Genomic DNA, 18,295 nt, shown 5'->3' on the forward strand with positions numbered 1-18,295 from the left:
CACTGCCTTTTCGGCAATGCGCCAGTCCGCGTTCGCGGTGACGTGCCACGTTACCGCGAGTCCTTTCATGTCTCCGTCCTCTCCCGCTGCGCGGAAATGGCGCCTCGGTCTCGTTTGCTCCCTGCTATCGCTGCTGCTGCCGGCTGAAGCCGGAGCACAGACACCTCCGCCCACCACGCTCGATCCGATCGAGATCGCACCCTCGACGTCCGGAAAGCCTAAGTCCATGGCGCGAAGCCGCAACTCGGCGTCGTTGTCGCGGGCACGCGCCAGACCTGCAACGGCGGCGGCAACAGCAGCCGCGCCGCGTGCCGCAGCCTCAGGCGCGTCGGGATCGGCGCCGCCGACGCTCAACGCCACTACGCAGGGCGGCACCGGCAGTCGTCTCAATCTGACGCCGCTGCAGACGCCGGCCAGCGTCGAGATCATCACGGCGCAGACCATCGCCGAACGCGGCCAGCATAATGTGCTCGATGCCGTCACCCAGAATGCGGCCGGGTTCATCGCCACGCCGGCGCCGGGCAATGGCGGCCTGTCGTTCAGCACCCGCGGCTTTGCCGGCAGCAATTCGGTGATGACGCTGTATGACGGTACCCGCTTTTATATCGGCTCCGGCACCCTGACGTTCCCCTACGACACCTGGTCGACGCAGCGCATCGAGGTGCTGCGAGGCCCGGCCTCGGTGCTGTACGGCGAAGGCGCGATCGGCGGCGTCATCAACGTCGTTCCGAAGAAGCCGCAGGGTACGCCCGCTAACGAGGCCGAGGTCTCGCTCGACAGCAACATGACGCGACGGCTGTCGGTGGACAGCACCGGCCCGATCAATCCCAATGTGTCCTATCGCATCAACGCCACCGGCAACATGTCGGACGGCTGGGTCGATCGCGACAAGACCTCGAATGCAGTGGTCTCCGCCGCCGTGCGGGTGCAGGCCTCGGACAATCTCGCCTTCACACTGTCGGAGGATTACGGCGACCGCAGCCCGTCGCGCTATTTCGGCACGCCGCTGGTTGGCGGATCGATCCAGGACGCACTGCGCTTCAAGAACTACAACGCGTTGAACAGCGCGATCCGCTACCAGGACAGCTGGACCCAGTTCAAGACCGAGTGGGACGTTGCCGACGGCATCAAGGTCAATAACACGCTGTATTATCTGACCAGCGAGCGACACTGGCGCGACATCGAGAACTACACCTGGAATCCGAAGACCCAGCTGATCGATCGCTCCAACTATATCGAGATATTTCACGACCAGAAGCAGGTCGGCAACCGGATGGATGCGACCTTCAGCGGTCATGTGTTCGGGCTCGCGAACCAGTTCGTCGCCGGGTTCGACGTCAACCGGATCGACTTCACCCACACCAACAACTCGCCCTATGGCGGCGCATCGTCGGTCAATCCTTACGTCTTCGATCCCGGCTCATTCTTCGCGACGTCGTCTGCGACTGCGCCCGGCTTCAACTCGATCGTCAATCAATACGCCTTGTTCGCCGAAGATCGGCTGTCGCTGACCGATCAATTGTCGCTGGTCACCGGCGTCAGATATGATCGTCCCGATATCGATCGAACCGACTACAGGACGCCAGGGAACAGCTTTGGCGTTTCGCTGTCGGGCACCAGCTGGCGCACCGGGTTGGTTTACGAGCCGATCAAGAATCTCGCGTACTATGGCCAGTATGCGGTCGGCGTCGATCCGGTCGGCAATCTGATCTCGCTGCCGGTCTCGCAGAAAACCTTCCAGCTCGCGACCGGCAAGCAGACCGAGGTCGGGGTCAAGCAATCGTTCTGGGGCGGCCGCGGCGAGTGGACGCTGGCTGCTTACGAGATCGTCAAGACCGGGCTCACGATTCCCGATCCCAGCAATCCCACCGCAGGCGTCGCGCTGCAGATCGGCCAGCAATCATCCCGGGGCGTCGAAGGATCGGTCGGGCTCGCGCTGAACGATGGCTGGCGCGTCGACGCCAATCTTGCGCTGTTGCGTGCGCGATACGACAACAACAGCCAGGTGGTCGGCGGCAAGATCGTCAGCTACAACGGCAATGTCCCGGTCAACGTGCCGCAGCAGGTCGCGAACGTCTGGCTGACCTGGGACTTCGCGCCCAACTGGTCGGTCTATGGCGGCGTGCAGATCGTCGGTGCGATGTACTCCGATCTTGCCAACACCCAGCTGCGGCCGGGGTACAATGTGGTCAATGGCGGCATCAAATGGAAGCCCGACGACCGCACCACGGTCGCGTTCCGCGTCTACAATCTGTTCGACAAGGCCTACGCGGTGACCTCGAACGGGACCGGGCAGTGGCTGCTCGGCATGCCGCGTACCGCCGAACTCTCCGTCAACGTGAAGTTCTGATCATGCGCAAGGCTCTGATCCGGCGCGCGCGGCGATCGCTCTATGTCGTCCATCGCTGGATCGGCATTGCGACGTGTCTGTTGTTCGCGATGTGGTTCGTCTCCGGCCTCGTCATGATGTACGTGGCGTTTCCGCGCCTCACCGACAGCGAGCGCCTGTCCGCGCTCCCTGTCCTTTCGTGGGGCAAGGTGCAGGTCGCTCCCGATCGCGCGATGGCGATCGCGGGCATGGAGCGCTATCCTCGCGATCTCCGGCTCTCGATGATGGACGACATTCCGGTCTATCGCGTGACCGGCTGGAAGGGAGCCACCGTCACCATTTCTGCAATCGACGGCCGCCTGATCGACGGCATCACGCCGGATCAGGCTCTTGCTGTCGCCCGGCATCACCCGCATGCGGTGCAGCCGCAACTGCTCGATACGGTGACGCGCGATCAATGGTCGGTCACCGCGCGCTTCGATCCGCTGCGGCCGCTCTATCTGATCGGCCTCGGCGACGCCGACGGCACCGAGCTTTACGTCTCCTCGCGCGGCGGCGAGATCGCGCTCGACACCACTCGGCGGGAACGTGTCTGGAACTGGCTCGGATCGATCCCGCACTGGATCTATCCGACCGTGCTGCGCAAGGATGGCCCGCTGTGGCGGGACGTGGTGCTGTGGATCTCGGGGGTGTGTCTGGTCGTCGCGGTCACCGGCTTCTGGATCGGTATTCTCCGCCTGCGGCTGGCGCGCCGCTACGCTGACGGCGCCGTCTCGCCCTATCGTGGCTGGATGGCCTGGCATCATATCGCCGGCCTCGTCGGTGGCACCTTCGTCTTCACCTGGATGTTCAGCGGCTGGCTGTCGCTCAATCCCGGCGGCGCGTTCTCCGGCCGCGGCCTCACGCGCGAGATCGCGGTCGGCTACAGCGGCCACGACACGCCCGATATCGCCGCTAGCTTGCCGTCGCCGCCACAGGTATCGGCGGTGGAGGCGCGCTTCGTCTGGATCGGCGGGCGCCGGCTGATGGTACTCGACGCCGGCGGCGGCCGCCGCAGCCTCGCCGATCCCGCGACCGGCGCACCCGTGACGCTCTCGCGTGACGAGATCATCGCAGCTGCCCGACGCGCAATGCCGGGAGTTGCGATGATATCGGCGCAACAGCTGGAGCAGCCGGACGCCTATTGGTACAGTCTGCACCAGATGCGCGAGTTTCCCGTGTTGCGGATCGGCCTCGCCGATCCCGCCCACACCTGGCTGCATGTCTCGCCCGTCACCGCCGAAATCCTCGAGCGCAGCGACGACAGCCGCCGGTCCTATCGCTGGCTGTTCAACGCGCTTCACAGCATGGACTTTCCGCTGCTGCTGCGCATCGCGCCGGCGCGCGACGTCGTGGTTTGGCTGCTGTCCGCGGTCGGCACCATCGTCTCGGTCAGCGGGATCGTGATCGGCTGGCGCCGGTTGCGGCGGTGGAAGCTGCGAAGGAGATATGCGCCTACGAACCCGATGCAGACGTCGCGATAGCTGCCGCTACTTCACCGTCAGGTGCACGTCCGCCGCCGCCGGCTGCTCCGGAACCCATCCCAATGCAAACCGTTGGCCGGCAATGATCTCGTAGGTCGAGAGTTTTGATGCGACCGCATCGCGGAGGCGGAAATACGCGTCGCGCTGCCGTCCGTTGCTGCGGGCCGCCGCCAGATTGAGCCATTTGTAGGCCAGCACGTAGTCGTTCGGAACGCCGTGGCCCTTGTCGTACAGCAAGCCGAGCTGGGCCTGCGCGAACGGGTCGCCCTGCACGGCGCCGCGATAATAGAGATCGGCGGCAGCAGCGTAGGCCTGCGGCACGCCGAAGCCGTGCTCATACATGAAGCCGAGCATGCCGAGGGCTCTTGGATTGCCGCGCTCGGCGGCCGGCGCGAGCTCTTGAGCCGCCCTGAAATAATCGGCGCGATGGAACGCGGCCGCTCCGCGCGCGACGCTATCGGCGCTTGCGACCGACGCCGTCATGGCCCAAAGCACGACGGCGAGCGACCCGCCGAGGCTTGTCCGTTGCGTGAGCATGCGGAGCGTTCCTTCGCCCGGCTCAGTGATAGCTGGTGGTGATCGGCGCATTGGTCGTTGTCGTGGCGATGCTGCCGCGCAGTTTCGATCGGAGCTCCTCGGCCACGGTCTGGGCGTCGGAACCGTTGCGGATGATCTGCGGGCGGATGAAGATGATCAACTCGGTGCGTTGGGTGCCGTTGCTCTGATGCCCGAAGGCATCGCCAAGGCCGGGGATCTGGTCGAGCACCGGAAGCGCATTGCGGTTGCCGCTCTGCTGTTCGCTGATCAGGCCGGCCAGCAGCACGGTCTGGCCGTTGGCCACCGAGATCTGGCTCTTGACCCGCCGTTCCGACACCGTCGGCGTCAGGTTGACCGTGCTGCTTTGGGGAACGTTGCTGATTTCCTGCTCGATATCGAGCCGCACGGTGCCGTTGACGCTGACGCGCGGCGAGACCTTCAGGATGATGCCGGTGTTGCGATAGTCGATGGTGTTGACCACCGTGTTGCTCGTGGTCAGCACCGTCGCGCTGCCGGTCGAGACCGGGACGACGTCGCCGACCTGCAAGGTCGCCACCTGGTTGTTGATCACGACCAGCGACGGATTGGAGAGCACCTTGACGCTAGTGACGGCATGCAGCGCATCTAGGATCAGGCTCGGCTGGGTCTCCGACCCGATCAGGAAGTTGAAGCCCGGGAAGGCCCGGTTGATGAAGGCATTGGTGACTGAACCGGCGACGGAGGCGACACCGGTGGTCGGGTCGACGGTGGTGGTAGGTGCCGTGGTGGACTGCGTGCCTGTGAACGAGCCCATGTTCGGCTTCAGGCCGAGGCTCCGGCTGGTGAGATAGGTCTGCACGCCATAGGACAAGGTGTTGTTGAGCGTGACCTCGGCAATCGTCGCGTCGATCGCGACCTGGAGCTGCGGCTCGTCGATCTGCACCAGCGTCGCCTCGATGATGCGGTAGTTGGCCTGGTCGGCATAGATCAGGAGATTGTTGTTCACGACATCGGGCGTGATCCGCACGTCCTGCATGACGGGCTGGCCGCTGGCAGAGCTGGCGCCGCGGCCGCTATCCAGTGCCGCATTGTTGCCCTGACCTTGATTGTTGGGATTGTTCGCTTGCCCGCCGGCGCCAAATCCCTGGCCGGTGGCGCCTGTTCCTGAAGTGCCGCGGGACGCGAAGCCACCCATGCTCGAATTCGAGTTGTTGTTGAGCGACAGACGATCGGCGACGCTCGACGTCGACGAGGTGCCGGAGCCGGGCGCGAGCTGGCTGTCGGCACTGTCGAGCAGATTGCCGGACGATCCGCCGAGGAACATGTCGGTCAGAACCCGCGCGATCTGGCGCGCATCGCCGTATTTGACGCGGTAGACATGGACCGAGGTGCGCGCGGTGTCGTTGCGGTCGAGGCGCTTGATCCAGGTCGCCGCCGTGTGCAGCATGTCCGGCTTCTTGGTCACCACCAGCACCGCGTTGAGCCGCGCGATCGGCATGAACTTGATGACGTTCTGGCTGAGGCCGTTCTCGCCGGAATCGACGATCTTCTCCAGCTCGGCAATGACAGGCGCGGGCGAGCCGCTCGAGATCGGGAAGATGCCGACCGATTGGCCGCGCATCCAGTCGACGTCGAAGCTGAGCACGGTGTCGACCGCGGTGCGGCGCTCGGCGCCAGTGCCCTGGATCAGAAGCAGATTGCGCGTCGTGTCGGCGCGGATCGAGCCCGCTCTGGTGGCGAAGCTGTCGGTCAGCTTCAGCAGGGTCTGCGCCGACACATATTGCAGGGGGACCACCGAGATGCCGAATCCGGGTTCGGGATTGGCCGCCGCGGCGTCGACGCGGCCGCCGCCGACCGCGTCGCCGAGCGGCGTCAGGCGATAGCCCGCGGTATCTTTCAATAGCACTACGCCGCTCAGGCGCAGCGCGTTTTCAAGCACGAAGACCATGTCGGATTTCGGCACCGGGCGGACCGACACCAGGCTCACCGTGCCCTGTACCCGCGGGTCGATGGTGTAGCCGACATGCAGGATGTCGCCGAGCACGACCTTGGCGACGGTCGCCACCGGCGTGCTCTCGAAATTCAGATCGAAGCCATTGCCGTTCGACGCCGGCTGCGGCCGCGCATCGGCGACGGCTGTTACGTCGCTTCCCTCATACATCGCCGCACGGACGCTGCCGCCCTGGCTGCCGCCCGCCGCCGCCAGCCCGCCCACCGGTTGCGGCTGGCGCGGCAGGAGATCGAGCGATCGCACCTTGTCGGTGACGTCGACCTGGGATGCGTCGACGCTCTCGCCGACCGTCGCGGAATTGCACGACGCCAGCAACCCCAGTGACGTCAGGGCAAAAATGGCTGCCAGGCCGCCACGGATCGTCGGGCAGCGGCCCACTGTGCCTGCGCGTTGCATGAAGGCCCTTCGCTCTGACTGACTGAAATTTCGATGGACTTGCGACGATCGGTCCTACCCCAGCGCAGTCTTAGCGATCGAACATGACAGAAATAAATTGGTTACATGATTGTCGTTCCGGCCATCGCATCGCACCAGAACCATGCCGCGCGGCGCGCCGTCGTGTCCGCGAAGCCACGTCAAGCGTTCTTGAGCGGAGCGAACGATGTGACTTCGCACAGCTGTCACACTTCGGATCGATAACCGCAGAATTGCCGGGAGCCCAACGCTGCGGCGGATGGCACGGACTGATCCTGGATAGTGTGGCGGGATATCGAGAATGGCCAACGACCTGTCCGTTCGGTTCGTGGATTATCTCCGTCAGAACAACCACCTGGCGCAGACCGACGGATCGCCTGAGCGGAGCGGGCTGGGCGCCGACGTCAGGCAGTTGAAGCTGTGGGAGGTCACCAGCCTCTCACCGACCGAATTCGCCGATGAGGCCGCGCGCTTCTTCGCGCTCGGCCGACTGACGCTCCAGGATATGACCTCGGCCGAACCGCTGGTCGGTGCGTTCTCGCCGCGTTTCCTGCGCGAGACCATGGTCTATCCGTGCCGGGCGGCCGATGGGAGCACCGTCCTCGCGGTGGTCGACCCGACCGATCAGGCAACGCTGCGGGCGGCACAGATCGTGCTCGGCGCCGGCATCGATGTGAAGGTGGCATCGTCGGAAGACGTCGCCATCGCGCTGAACAATTCTTCCAGCACTGAGGAGGCCGAGGCCGCCGATACGGCGGCGGCGCTGCCCCGCGAAGACGACATCGAGAGCCTGCGCGATCTCGCCAGCGGCGCGCCGGTGGTGCGCGCGGTCAATGATCTGATCGAGAAGGCGGTCGAGCTGCGTGCCAGCGATATCCATATCGAGCCGTTTGCCGCCGGGCTCATGGTGCGGTTGCGCATCGATGGCCTGCTGCGGCCGGTCGCGGCGCTGTCGGGGGTGCTGCCACAGGCGGTGGTCTCGCGCATCAAGATCATCGCCAATCTCAACATCGCCGAGCGTCGCCTGCCGCAGGACGGCGCGGCGCGGCTGCGGGCCGGGCGCACCGACATCGATATCCGCGTCGCGATCATGCCGATGCAACACGGCGAATCCGCCGTGATCCGCATCCTGCCCAAGGATCGCGGCCTGCTGGTCGTCGAGAAGTTGGGATTCTCCGAGCCCGACGAAGCCAGGCTGCGGCGGCTGCTGAAGCTGCCATACGGCATGGTCGTGATCACGGGACCGACCGGAAGTGGCAAGACCACGACGCTGGCGACGATCCTGTCGATCCTCAATGAGCCCAGCCGCAAGATTCTGACGATCGAGGACCCGGTCGAATACGAGATCCCCGGCGTCAACCAGTCCCAGGTCAAGCCGGCGATCGGTCTGACCTTCGCAACCGCTCTGCGGTCCTTCGTTCGTCAGGACCCCGACGTCATCATGGTCGGTGAAATCAGAGACTCCGAGACCGCGCATGTCGCGGTGCATGCGGCGCTGACCGGGCATCTGGTGCTGACGACGCTGCACACCGAGACGGCGGCCGCCGCGGTGCCGCGCCTGCTCGACCTCGGGGTCGAAGGCTATCTGCTGCGTTCAGTGCTGCGCGGCGTGATCGCGCAGCGGCTGGTCCGGCAATTGTGCGAGCGCTGCAAGACGGCGCGGCCGCTGGCAGCCGCCGATTTAACCGAGGAGCCCCGGCTCGCCGTGCTCGGGTTCCGGGCAGGCGAGATCATTCAGGAGCCGTGCGGCTGCGAACGTTGCGGCGGGACCGGCTATCGCGGCCGGCTCGGCGTGTTCGAGTTGCTCGAATTGTCCAATGAACTGCGCGAACTGATCGGAGAGCGAACCGACGGACTGAAGATCGATGCCATGGCGATCAAGGCGGGCATGACCACGATGCTCGATGACGGGGTTGCCAAATGCCGTGCCGGACTGACCTCGCCCGCCGAGATCCTCCGCGTTGCGACGGTGCGGTGACGTCGTGCCGAATTATCGCTACCGCGCGTTGACCCAGACCGGCGAGATCGTCAACGGCACGATCGCCGCCCCGACCGCAGCCGAGGTGGCGCGACGGATCGAATATCTCAAGCTGCTGCCGATCGAAACCACCGAGGACAAGCGCGCATCCGGTGCCGCCGGTGGCCGCAGCCTGTTCGGCGGGCCGAGTGCTGCCGAGGTCACCACGTTCACGCGCGATCTCGCGCTGCTGCTGAAGGCCGGCGCGCGGCTCGACGATGCCCTGGAGCTGCTGTCGGGCGATGCCGATGTCGGCCGGATGCGTCCGGTGGTGGCGAAGATCCGCGCCGCCCTGCTCACCGGCGAGAGTTTTGCCGACGCGGTGGCGGATCATCCGACCCTGTTCCAGCCGATGTACATCGCCCTGGTCCGGGTCGGGGAAATCTCCGGCACACTCGATTCGGTGCTGGAGATGCTGGGGACCGAGCGCGCGCGCTCCGAGCAGATGCGGCGCAAGCTGACCGACGCGATGCAATATCCTGCCTTCGTGCTGGTCGCGGCATCCGGCGTGATGCTGTTCTTCCTGCTGTTCGTGCTGCCGCAATTCTCGACCGTGCTCGGCGATTTCGGCGGCAAGTCGGATACGGCGCTCGCCAGCTTCATCGCGGTGTCGGATTTCCTGCGCGCCAATGCCACGGCGGCAAGCCTGATCAGTGCGGCGACGATTGCGCTCGCGTGGTGGCTGCTCCGGCAGGCGCGCGTGCGCGCTGCGCTGGTCAATGGCATCTCGCGGGTGCCGGGCATCAGCAGCGCCTTCCAGTTCTATCGCGCCAGCCTGTTCTGCCGCAATCTGGGCGTCCTGCTCGGCAGCGGCGTCAACCTCACGGCCGCATTGCGCATCCTCGTCGACATCATGGCGGTGACCGGCAGCGAGGCGAACTGGACCGCCGCCGCCGACCGCGTCCGCCACGGCGGAAAACTATCGGAAGCGCTCGCCGTGGCGGACAGCCTGCCGCCGATGGCGGTCCGCATGCTGCGGCTCGGTGAAGAGACCGGGCAGCTGCCGGTGCTGGCCGGGCGGGTCGCGGAATTCTACGAAGCAAAATTGCAGCGCAGCCTGGACCGTGTCGTCGGCATCGTTGGTCCGCTGGCGATCATCACCATCAGCACCGTCGTCGGCGGGCTGATCGTGTCGGTCATGACGGCGCTGCTGTCGGTCACGCAGCTAGTCGGTTAGAGCAGGGGTCATCGGTCATGATATCGCGCAACACGATCATCGAAACATTCTCCATGCGAGCGGGACGCGATCGCGCGGAGTCGCAAAAGCAATGGCGTTCGGGGCAGGAGGGCTTCACGCTGGTCGAGATGTTGGTCGTGATCGCGATCATCGGCCTCATCATGGGGCTGATCGGGCCGCGCGTGCTCAACTATCTCAGCGAATCCAAGGTCAAGACCGCGCGCATCCAGCTGCAGAGCTTCTCCAGCGCGCTCGACCTGTTCTATCTCGATGCCGGCCGATTCCCGTCCACGGCGGAGGGGCTTGCCGCGCTGGTCCGACGCACGCCGGGCGTCGCGGCCTGGAACGGTCCGTATCTGAAGGGCGGCAACGTTCCGAACGATCCCTGGAACCATCCCTATCTCTATCGCTCGCCCGGGGAGCACGGGCCTTACGACATCGTCTCCTACGGCTCCGACGGTCAGGAGGGCGGCAGCGGCACCTCGGCCGACATCTCGCTTGAAAAGACGACGGCCGCCAACAATGACCAGCAATAGGGATGCATGGCGCGCATGAATGAGGCGTCGCAGCGCGGTTTCACCTTGCTCGAGATGGTGTGCGTCCTTGCCATCATCGCGTTGCTGGCCGCCGTGCTGCTGCCGTTTATTCCGCACCAGACCTCGCGCTCGCGCTTGCAGGCCTATGCGCTGCAGACCGCAACGCTGCTGAAGGCCGATCGCAATGCCGCCATCGAGCGCAGCACCAGCGTCGCGACGCTGGTCGACGCGCCGAGCCGGGTGATCCACTCCGGCGCGTCGCGCATGACGGTGCGGATCCCCGACGACGTGCGGTTCGATGCGGTGCTGCCGCAGAGCTGTCAGCGCCGCGCCGCACTGTCGACCATCCGCTTCTTCGCCAATGGCGGTTCCTGCGGCGGCTCCATCGCGCTGACGCGGCTCGATGCGGGATATGAGGTTCGCGTCAACTGGCTCACCGGAAGGGTTGAAATCGTTGCTCGTGACGTCGCCGCCAACTAACCGCCAGGAAGCGGGGTTCACCATCATCGAGGTGCTGGTGGCGCTGGCGCTGGTGGCTGTCTCGATCGTTGCGATCGGCGCCGTCATGGGCGTCAAGACGCGCGGCGTCCGGGCCATGGAGCAGCACGTTGCGCTGATGCAGGCGGTGCGCACCTTGATGACGGTCGGCATTCCGCCGCGCGCCGAATTGCAGTCGGGCACGTCGACGGGGCAGGCGGAGGGCTACCGCTGGACCATCGAGATCAGTCCGCTTGGTGGTGACTGGACGGTGCCCGAGGGCAATTTGCCTTGGACGCCGGAATTGGTGCGCATTCGCGTCAAATCCCCAGGCGGTGCATTGTCCGACATCCGTACCGTGCGCCTGATGCCGAGGTCTTCGGAATGACCCCGGCAGGCACAGCACAGCGAACGGGTGAACGCGGCTTCACGCTGATCGAGACCATCGTCGCGCTGGCGCTGATGGGGCTGCTGCTGTCGGCGCTCGCCAGCATCACGGCGCAATGGCTGCCGAGCTGGAACCGGGGGCTCGACCGGATCCAGCGCAGCGAGCTGATCGGGATCGCGCTGGAGCGGATCGGCGCCGATCTTGCCGCGGCCGAGTTCGTTGCCGCCAACCGCGATACCCACAAGCCGTTGTTCGACGGATCGGAACTGTCCGTGATGTTCGTGCGCACGTCGGTGGGGCCGAATGCGGGGCCGGGGCTCGACGTGGTGCGCCTTGGCGAGACCCGCGATCGCGGCGAGTTCGTCACGGTTCGTTCGCAGGCGCGCTTCACGCCGCTGGCCGACGGGGTGTCGCTGTCGGAGCAGGTGCATCTCGGCAGCCCCGTCGTGCTGCTGCGCGCACCCTATCGCCTGTCGTTCGCCTATGCCGGTCCCGACCGCGCCTGGAAGGGTGTGTGGAAGGATGCCAACAAGCTGCCGGCGATGATCCGGCTCACGGTGCGTGATGCGGCGAGCCAGCGCGTCCTGTCGGTGTCGACCATTGCGCCGGTCCATGTCCAGATCCCGAGCGACTGCACCAAGCCGGACGGCAATTGCGGCGACAAGCAGAGCTCCGACGGCGCGACCACAGACCAGGGGAAGACGTGATGGGCGCCTCCGGCAATATCGGCCGATCGCCGCCCGACCGCGGATTCGTCATCGTTGCGGTGCTCTGGATCCTGCTCGCGCTGTCGTCGCTGGCGATCATCTTCTCGGCCTATCTTGCCGCCTCCGCGCGTGCGTTGGCAGCCAGCGATCTGTCGTTGCAGACCGAGGCGCTGGTGTCGGCCGGGCTCGAGCTCACCGCCTACCAGCTGACGCTGACGGATGAGAAGACGAGGCCGCAGCACGGGGCGTTTCATTTCGGGCTGGACGACGCCAGCGTCGCTGTCACCTTCATATCGGAGGCCGGCCGCGTCGACCTGAACTATGCGTCCAAGGAGATGCTGACCGGCCTCTTCGTCGTGCTCGGCGCCCGGAAGGACGCCGCGACCGAATATGCCGACCGGATCGTCGGCTGGCGAACCCGGCCCGCGCCGGGCAGCGACAATGTGGAGGCCGCGCGCTACAACGCGCTCGGCTATTCGCCGCGGCAAGGGCTGTTCACCCATGTCAACGAGCTGGCCCTGGTCGCCAGCATCCCCGAGGCCTTCGTCGATCGGGTGTTGCCGTTCGTGACGGTGTTCAACGGCAGTCCGGATGTTGATCCGGCGATCGCGGCGCCCGAGGTGGCACTTGCATCGGGGAAGCAGCAGGACAGCTTCGGTTCGCCTGCTCCCGCGCCGAACGGCGCCCCTGCCGCCGGATCGCAGGCGCCGAACCCGCAGACTGCGGCATCGACTGCGCAGAGCCCTTGCTACCGGATCGCAATCTCGATCCGGTTCCGCAACGGTCACCGCACCACGTCTGAAGCCGTGATCGCACTCGGCGACAAGGTCGAGCCCTATCGTGTGTTGTCCTGGCAGAACGATGTCGAGCCGCGCAGTTTGGTTCTGCCGCAGAGGAGAGGTTGATGGCAATACTCGCTGACGCACGGCAATGGTTCGAGCAATGGATCGGCGCGGTCGCGACCGCCGTCGACGGCGTTGCGGGCAGCTTCATGCGCCGGCGCAGCATCGAGCTCGACGAGAACGCCGACGGCACGTTCACGGCCCGCGCCGCCGTGGCGAGGGATGGCTCGCCGTCGGCACCGGTTTCGTTCCGGCTCGATCACGACGCACCGCAACCGCCGTTGTCGGCGGAGTGGAAGACGGTGTTCGACGGCAGCCGCATCGAGGTGCGATTGCGATCGGATCACATCGTCAGCCGCGTGCTCGATTTCCCGAGCCAGGCTGGCGACTTCCTCGATGGCATGATCCGTGCGCAGGTCGACCGGCTGACACCATGGACCGCCGCCGATGCGGTCTTTGGCTGGGGTTCGCCGCGGCCGATCGCCAATGACCGGATCGAAGTCGCATTCAGTGCGACCGCGGCGAGCAAGGTCGATCCGCTGATCCGGATGGCCAGCATGCTCGGCGCCGCTTCCGTTGCCGTCTCGGCGCCGGCGGTTGGCGGTGACGGCGCCCCGCAGCAGGTGACGCTGCTCGACCGATCGCTGCGCGGCCTTGCCGGACCTGCGGTACCGCGCCTGTTGCGCATCGGCCTGGTTTCGACGGCGGTCGCGGCCGCGGTCTCGTTGCTGCTCAACGTCTATGTCGGCGGATCGCTGCAATCCGAGCAGGAGGACCTGCAACACCGCATCTCGCAGCGCCGCGCTGCGCTGCGTCTCGATGCCAATGGCGACTCGTCCGGCATCGGCCTGCTCGCCAAGCGCAAGCAGACGACGCCGTCGAGCGTCATGGTTCTGGAAGCGATCTCGCGCGTCCTGCCCGACAGCACCTATGTGACGGAGCTGCGCATCGAGGGCAACAAGGTGCAGGTGGTGGGGCTGACCCAGGATGCGCCATCCCTGATCCGCCTGCTGGAGCAGTCGCCGCAATTCACCCGCGCGACGTTCTTCGCGCCGACGACCCGCGCCGCGAATGAATCGGCGGAGCGGTTCCACGTCGAGGCCAACATATCCGCCTATTTCGGGTCCGGCTCATGAGTGCAGCATCCCGATCGCTGACCGCCGTCAGCACCTCGCCGCTGGTCGCGACCGCGAGCTATCTCGGCCTATTCGTGCTGCTGCTGTTCGTCGTCATCTCGTCGCTCTCGGACATCATCGGCCTGCGCAGCGATGTTGCGGCGTCGGCCGGAATGCTCGAGCAGCTCGAGGGACGGTCCAAGGCGAACACCGCGCCCGGCCAGCCTGCGATGCCGACCGGTTCGGCCTATCTCGAGGGCGCGACCGTCACGGTTGCCGGCGCCACCTTGCTGCAACGCGTGTCGGGCGCGGTGATCAAGGCCGGCGGCAATGTGTTGTCGACGCAGCTCGACGTTCCCAACGCGCCGGCCAAGGCCGGCTTCATCAGCATGGTCGCGAGCAGCGAGATCGAACAGGCGCAATTGCAGCAGGTGCTCTACGATCTCGAAGCCGGCATGCCGTTCCTGTTCATCGACCAACTGGTCGTGCAACCCGTCGCCGACGAAGCGGCCAAGGGCGCCGATCCCGGCAGGCTGCGCGTGCTGCTCGGCGTATCCGGGCAATGGCGAGGAGCCAAATGATGCGACGCTTCGCTGCAACCATCGCGCTGTTGGCGGTGTCGGCCTATTCGGTGCCGGCTGCGGTGCCTGACCCATCCGGCGATGCACTGGACGCCGGGATGCTCGATGATACCCGCCTGGGCGGACCGGTGCTCAGTTTATCGCCGCCGTCCGAACCAGTGACGTCGGTCCGGGTGGCGCCTGCGCCTGCGCCGACGCCCCGGCCGCTCAGTGCAAATCCGCTGTGGGGCATTCCGCTCAAGACGCTGTCCAACACCCGCGACCGCCCGGTGTTTTCGCCGTCGCGACGGCCGTCGCCTGCCGTCGTCGCGGAGCCGGAAGTCAGCAAGCCGTTGCCGCCGCCGCCGCGCAAGGTCGCGCTCGAGCCGCCGCCGCTGTCGCTGGTCGGCACCATCGCGGGAGACGATGAAAGCTTCGGGATCTTTCTCGACCAATCGAACAAGACCGCATTGCGGCTGAAGCTCGGCGACGATTTCCAGGGATGGAAGCTGCGAACCATCAGCGGCCGCGAAGTCACGATGCAGAAAGACGAGCATGATGCCGTGCTCTCGCTACCCCAGCCGGGCACCGAGGAGAGCGGGGACGTCCGCCTCGTTCCGGTCAGTGTTGACAGGAGGCCGTTGGCCGCGCGGATCCAGAAATGACGGCGCTTTCGCTTCCGCGCTAGTTCAATCCGAGCCAGCCCTGCAGGGCCGGCGTCAGGAGAAGTCCGAGCGCCAGAAAAGGGCCGAACGGGATCGAGGTCTGGCGCTTCATCTCGTGTCCGGCGAGTTGCAGGCTGCCGGCAACGGCAAGTGCTGCGAGCGCCGCGATCAGCAGCAAGGTCGGAATCCCCAATGCGCCGACCCAGATCGTCGCCGCGGCAAGGAACTTGACGTCGCCGAGTCCTAAGCCGTCCACATGCCGCAAGACGAAGTAAAGGCGCTGCAACAGCAAGAACAGGGCGCCGACGAGAGCGGCGATCGCCATCGCGCTGAACGCGGCTGGCATGCTCTCTGTTATGACCACATTTACAAGCCCGAGTGCCGCGATCGCAAGATTCAGCCAATCGGGAATGATGCCATGGCGAAGGTCGATCAGCGCGACGGTGCAGCACAGCACACAAAGCGCGCCGTAGGATGCGATGAAATAAAGAGCTTCGCGATCGATTGGCATGATGGCGGGACAAGTGTGACGCGTGAACGCTGTGTTGCAACAACTCGCGCGCGTTGAACAGTGCATTTTCTATCGAGCAACGCGTTTGCGGGATTGTGATCGTCAGCGACGATAGCGAAGCAGAAAAGATGCGACAAAAAGTCTGCGCTGTCACAAATCCGCATAGGATACCGACAATAGTTCGCCCCGTTGCTCGCCGCGAGCCCCTCGCGGCAGACGAGTGGGTTGACTATGCACAAGATGCGAGTGGCGGCTTGCCTGGCTCTGCTGGCAGCGTCGGCAAACCTGCGCGCCGCGAATGCGGGCGCTCTCGAGGACGGTGCCGAGCGCTATCGGCCGTATTTGATCGAGGGCGTTGGCAGTGCGCTGGCGGGGGCGCGCGCTTTGCGCGAGCGCGCAGCCGCCGCGGATTTGCCCGGCGCCAGGAAGGCCTGGTTGTCGGCGCGCGCGGGCTGGGAACGCTCGGAGGTGTTCACCGCAGGCTTCGTCCCCGAACTCGATGCGCAGATCGACGCTTGGCCCAACGCCGACAGCGGGTTTCACGCCATCGAGGCCAAGCTGTTCGGAGCCGGTAGCACCGACGTCGCCACCGACGCGACGGGCCTGGTCGAGCACCTCAACGATCTGCACGGCAAGCTCAAGGACATCAAGCTGACGCCGCAGGGCCTTCTGGATGGCACGGTGCGGCTCGCCTACGAGGTCGGCGAAAGCAAAGCCGATGGCGGCGAGTCGCGCATCAGCGGCACCTCGCTGGACGATATGCGCAACAATATCGCGGGCATCGACTTCGCCTATCACACGATTTTCTCCGCCGCGCTCAACACGGTCGACGGCAAGCTCGACGAGATGGTGACGAACCGGATCGAGCGGCTCGAGGCGATCGTCGCCACGCCCGATCTGCCGCACGTCGATATCGCCGATCTGCGCCAGACCAGCGAGGAGCTGGTCGTCGCGCTGCAGAGCGCTTCGGCAAAGCTCGGGCTGCAGCGCCCGACGCTGGAGGCGCAGGCGCGATGAGATCGCTTCACCTGCGCCGGGCTGCGTTGCTCTCCGCGGCCATTGCCCTGGCGCTGCTCGGCCGCGTCGCGGCGTTTCCGGTCGACGGCGACAAGACGGTGCTGCCGGTTGCGACCGAGCTGAACGAGGATGCGCTCGACAAGCCGCGCGAGGTGTTCCAGTCGGAGCGGACCGGAGCCAAGTCGTATCTGGTGAATCTCGGCGACCTCGCCTTCAATTCGCCGGGGCTGCTCGGCGAGGTGGCGCGGCAGGCCGGCGTGAGCTGCGGCACCTGCCACGTCAACGGCGCGAACAACGCCAAATTCTTCATGCCGAAGATGTCGAGCCGGCCCGGGACGTTCGACACCACCGGGGCGCTGTTCAACCCGAAGGCCAACAACCTTTCGTTCGATCCGGTGCGGATTCCGAGCTTGCGCGGCGCACGCTATCTTGCGCCCTACGGCGCCGATGGCCGGTTCGCCTCGCTGCGCGACTTCGTCCACAACGTCATCACCAGCGAGTTCGCAGGTCCCGAGCCGTCGCCGGCAACGCTCGATGCGATCGTGGCCTATCTTCACGACATCGACTTCTTGCCCAATCCGAGCCTCGGTCCCGCCGGCCGGCTGGCCGGCAAGATCACCGACGCGGAGCGCCGCGGCGAAGCGCTGTTCACAAAACCGTTCCCACACGATCCGGCGCTGAGCTGCGCGGGATGCCACGTTCCATCGTCCGGCTTCGTCGATCACCAGCAGCATGACGTCGGCTCGGGCGGTCTGTTCAAGACGCCGACCCTGCGCAACGCCGACTTCAACGCACCGTATTTCCACGATGGCCGCTTCGACAATTTCAGCCAGGTCGTCGATTACTTCGACCGGACCTTTCAGCTCGGCCTCTCGGCGCAGGACAAGGGCGACCTCGTCGCCTATCTCACGGCGGTCGGCGACGGCGTGCAGCCGTATGAACGCGACGGCGCCAGCGCGACGCTGAAGGAGATCAACGATTTCTCGACGGTGCTGGCGACCGCGATTCCTGCCGGCGACAAGGACATCGTCGCGCTTGCCGTCGATACGATCGGCCGCGAGCTGCGCGAATTGACCGAGCAATATCCCGATCGCAAGAACACCAGCGTGTCGGGCGGCGAGCAGCAGCGCGTGCTGGCGCGCAACGGGCTGAAGGAGCTCGTGCTCACGCTGCGGCGGATAGAGATGGCCGTTGCAGCGGGCCGCAACGCCGATGCTGCGAACGAGTTCAGGAATTATCGCAACCTGATGGCGGCTGCGGTGCCTGCGTTGCTGGCGAGCGCCGAGCCGTGGTCGTTGTTCAATCAAGATGTGCATGATCAGCATTACGCTGCGCTTCGCGAGGTGATGCGCTCCAGGCACATCGCGCATTGATTGGGCTGAACTGTAGAGCATTCGCGATCCGCGCTGCTGCGTGGAGCGCTCCAACAATATTCGATCTTCAGTTGAAAAGACGAATCGTGGAGTTGCAGTGTGCAGCAGCAGATATCT

Annotated in this window: 17 protein-coding genes; 14 read left to right on the top strand and 3 right to left on the bottom strand. The window is 65.7% G+C overall.

The window, feature by feature from the left end; all coding sequences use genetic code 11:
- Positions 1-67: 67 nt before the first annotated feature.
- Entirely contained in the window at positions 68-2,350 is a 2,283-nt protein-coding gene (locus tag AKN83_RS24965; protein ID WP_050403399.1) for a TonB-dependent receptor, read from the top strand.
- A gap of 2 nt (positions 2,351-2,352) precedes the next feature.
- Complete coding sequence (locus AKN83_RS24970) at positions 2,353-3,852, top strand: peptidase (RefSeq protein WP_050403400.1); 1,500 nt, start codon at positions 2,353-2,355, stop codon at positions 3,850-3,852.
- Positions 3,853-3,858: 6 nt separating this feature from the next.
- Here the strand turns inward: AKN83_RS24970 and AKN83_RS24975 are convergent, their stop codons facing one another.
- A complete protein-coding gene (locus AKN83_RS24975) occupies positions 3,859-4,335 on the bottom strand; it encodes a tetratricopeptide repeat protein (RefSeq protein WP_050403453.1) in 477 nt (158 codons plus the stop codon).
- A gap of 76 nt (positions 4,336-4,411) precedes the next feature.
- Entirely contained in the window at positions 4,412-6,775 is a 2,364-nt protein-coding gene (gspD, locus tag AKN83_RS24980; RefSeq protein WP_172803604.1) for a type II secretion system secretin GspD, read from the bottom strand.
- Between the two features lie 319 nt (positions 6,776-7,094).
- Here gspD and AKN83_RS24985 point away from each other — a divergent pair, with 319 nt between their 5' ends.
- The 10 genes from AKN83_RS24985 to AKN83_RS25030 are packed head-to-tail and all read left to right on the top strand — an operon-like array spanning position 7,095 to position 15,277.
- On the top strand, positions 7,095-8,771 hold the full coding sequence (locus AKN83_RS24985; RefSeq protein ID WP_050403401.1) for a GspE/PulE family protein: 1,677 nt from the start codon (positions 7,095-7,097) through the stop codon (positions 8,769-8,771).
- 4 nt (positions 8,772-8,775) lie between these two features.
- Positions 8,776-9,987, top strand: a complete 1,212-nt coding sequence (locus AKN83_RS24990; RefSeq protein ID WP_050403402.1) for a type II secretion system F family protein — start codon at positions 8,776-8,778, stop codon at positions 9,985-9,987.
- 53 nt (positions 9,988-10,040) lie between these two features.
- Positions 10,041-10,523, top strand: coding sequence for a type II secretion system major pseudopilin GspG (gspG, locus tag AKN83_RS24995; protein ID WP_050403455.1), 483 nt, complete (start codon positions 10,041-10,043; stop codon positions 10,521-10,523).
- Positions 10,524-10,538: 15 nt separating this feature from the next.
- Complete coding sequence (locus AKN83_RS25000; protein WP_050403456.1) at positions 10,539-11,003, top strand: type II secretion system protein; 465 nt, start codon at positions 10,539-10,541, stop codon at positions 11,001-11,003.
- Positions 10,984-11,388 (top strand): prepilin-type N-terminal cleavage/methylation domain-containing protein, encoded by a 405-nt coding sequence (locus AKN83_RS25005; RefSeq protein WP_157113542.1) that lies wholly within the window; start codon positions 10,984-10,986, stop codon positions 11,386-11,388. Before AKN83_RS25000 ends, AKN83_RS25005 begins: the two co-directional genes overlap by 20 nt.
- Entirely contained in the window at positions 11,385-12,095 is a 711-nt protein-coding gene (locus AKN83_RS25010; RefSeq protein WP_050403403.1) for a PulJ/GspJ family protein, read from the top strand. The genes AKN83_RS25005 and AKN83_RS25010 overlap by 4 nt, the downstream gene beginning before the upstream one ends.
- A complete protein-coding gene (locus AKN83_RS25015; RefSeq protein ID WP_050403404.1) occupies positions 12,095-13,000 on the top strand; it encodes a type II secretion system minor pseudopilin in 906 nt (301 codons plus the stop codon). Before AKN83_RS25010 ends, AKN83_RS25015 begins: the two co-directional genes overlap by 1 nt.
- Positions 13,000-14,073 carry a PilN domain-containing protein gene (locus tag AKN83_RS25020; RefSeq protein WP_050403405.1) on the top strand — a complete coding sequence of 358 codons (1,074 nt, stop codon included), beginning with the start codon at positions 13,000-13,002 and terminating at the stop codon, positions 14,071-14,073. Before AKN83_RS25015 ends, AKN83_RS25020 begins: the two co-directional genes overlap by 1 nt.
- Positions 14,070-14,633 (top strand): type II secretion system protein GspM, encoded by a 564-nt coding sequence (gene gspM, locus AKN83_RS25025; RefSeq protein ID WP_050403406.1) that lies wholly within the window; start codon positions 14,070-14,072, stop codon positions 14,631-14,633. Before AKN83_RS25020 ends, gspM begins: the two co-directional genes overlap by 4 nt.
- On the top strand, positions 14,633-15,277 hold the full coding sequence (locus tag AKN83_RS25030) for a hypothetical protein (RefSeq protein ID WP_244522076.1): 645 nt from the start codon (positions 14,633-14,635) through the stop codon (positions 15,275-15,277). The genes gspM and AKN83_RS25030 overlap by 1 nt, the downstream gene beginning before the upstream one ends.
- A gap of 19 nt (positions 15,278-15,296) precedes the next feature.
- Here the strand turns inward: AKN83_RS25030 and AKN83_RS25035 are convergent, their stop codons facing one another.
- Entirely contained in the window at positions 15,297-15,788 is a 492-nt protein-coding gene (locus AKN83_RS25035) for a prepilin peptidase (protein ID WP_050403408.1), read from the bottom strand.
- Between the two features lie 189 nt (positions 15,789-15,977).
- Here AKN83_RS25035 and AKN83_RS25040 point away from each other — a divergent pair, with 189 nt between their 5' ends.
- Both AKN83_RS25040 and AKN83_RS25045 read left to right on the top strand, forming a co-directional pair.
- The gene (locus tag AKN83_RS25040; RefSeq protein WP_244522077.1) at positions 15,978-16,805 is read left to right on the top strand and encodes an EfeM/EfeO family lipoprotein; all 828 of its coding nucleotides are present in this window, start codon (positions 15,978-15,980) and stop codon (positions 16,803-16,805) included.
- Entirely contained in the window at positions 16,802-18,178 is a 1,377-nt protein-coding gene (locus AKN83_RS25045) for a cytochrome c peroxidase (protein ID WP_050403410.1), read from the top strand. The genes AKN83_RS25040 and AKN83_RS25045 overlap by 4 nt, the downstream gene beginning before the upstream one ends.
- Positions 18,179-18,295: the final 117 nt, after the last annotated feature.

The organism is Bradyrhizobium embrapense (assembly GCF_001189235.2).
GTDB lineage: Bacteria > Pseudomonadota > Alphaproteobacteria > Rhizobiales > Xanthobacteraceae > Bradyrhizobium > Bradyrhizobium embrapense.

Excerpts from the sequence above, each read along its gene's own strand:
- AKN83_RS24965 (WP_050403399.1), top strand. The coding sequence starts at position 68 with ATGTCTCCGTCCTCTCCCGCTGCGCGGAAATGGCGCCTCGGTCTCGTT.
- AKN83_RS24970 (WP_050403400.1), top strand. The coding sequence starts at position 2,353 with ATGCGCAAGGCTCTGATCCGGCGCGCGCGGCGATCGCTCTATGTCGTC.
- AKN83_RS24975 (WP_050403453.1), bottom strand. The coding sequence starts at position 4,335 with ATGACGGCGTCGGTCGCAAGCGCCGATAGCGTCGCGCGCGGAGCGGCC.
- gspD (WP_172803604.1), bottom strand. The coding sequence starts at position 6,775 with ATGCAACGCGCAGGCACAGTGGGCCGCTGCCCGACGATCCGTGGCGGC.
- AKN83_RS24985 (WP_050403401.1), top strand. The coding sequence starts at position 7,095 with ATGGCCAACGACCTGTCCGTTCGGTTCGTGGATTATCTCCGTCAGAAC.
- gspG (WP_050403455.1), top strand. The coding sequence starts at position 10,041 with ATGCGAGCGGGACGCGATCGCGCGGAGTCGCAAAAGCAATGGCGTTCG.
- AKN83_RS25000 (WP_050403456.1), top strand. The coding sequence starts at position 10,539 with ATGAATGAGGCGTCGCAGCGCGGTTTCACCTTGCTCGAGATGGTGTGC.
- AKN83_RS25010 (WP_050403403.1), top strand. The coding sequence starts at position 11,385 with ATGACCCCGGCAGGCACAGCACAGCGAACGGGTGAACGCGGCTTCACG.
- AKN83_RS25015 (WP_050403404.1), top strand. The coding sequence starts at position 12,095 with ATGGGCGCCTCCGGCAATATCGGCCGATCGCCGCCCGACCGCGGATTC.
- AKN83_RS25020 (WP_050403405.1), top strand. The coding sequence starts at position 13,000 with ATGGCAATACTCGCTGACGCACGGCAATGGTTCGAGCAATGGATCGGC.
- gspM (WP_050403406.1), top strand. The coding sequence starts at position 14,070 with ATGAGTGCAGCATCCCGATCGCTGACCGCCGTCAGCACCTCGCCGCTG.
- AKN83_RS25030 (WP_244522076.1), top strand. The coding sequence starts at position 14,633 with ATGCGACGCTTCGCTGCAACCATCGCGCTGTTGGCGGTGTCGGCCTAT.
- AKN83_RS25035 (WP_050403408.1), bottom strand. The coding sequence starts at position 15,788 with ATGCCAATCGATCGCGAAGCTCTTTATTTCATCGCATCCTACGGCGCG.
- AKN83_RS25045 (WP_050403410.1), top strand. The coding sequence starts at position 16,802 with ATGAGATCGCTTCACCTGCGCCGGGCTGCGTTGCTCTCCGCGGCCATT.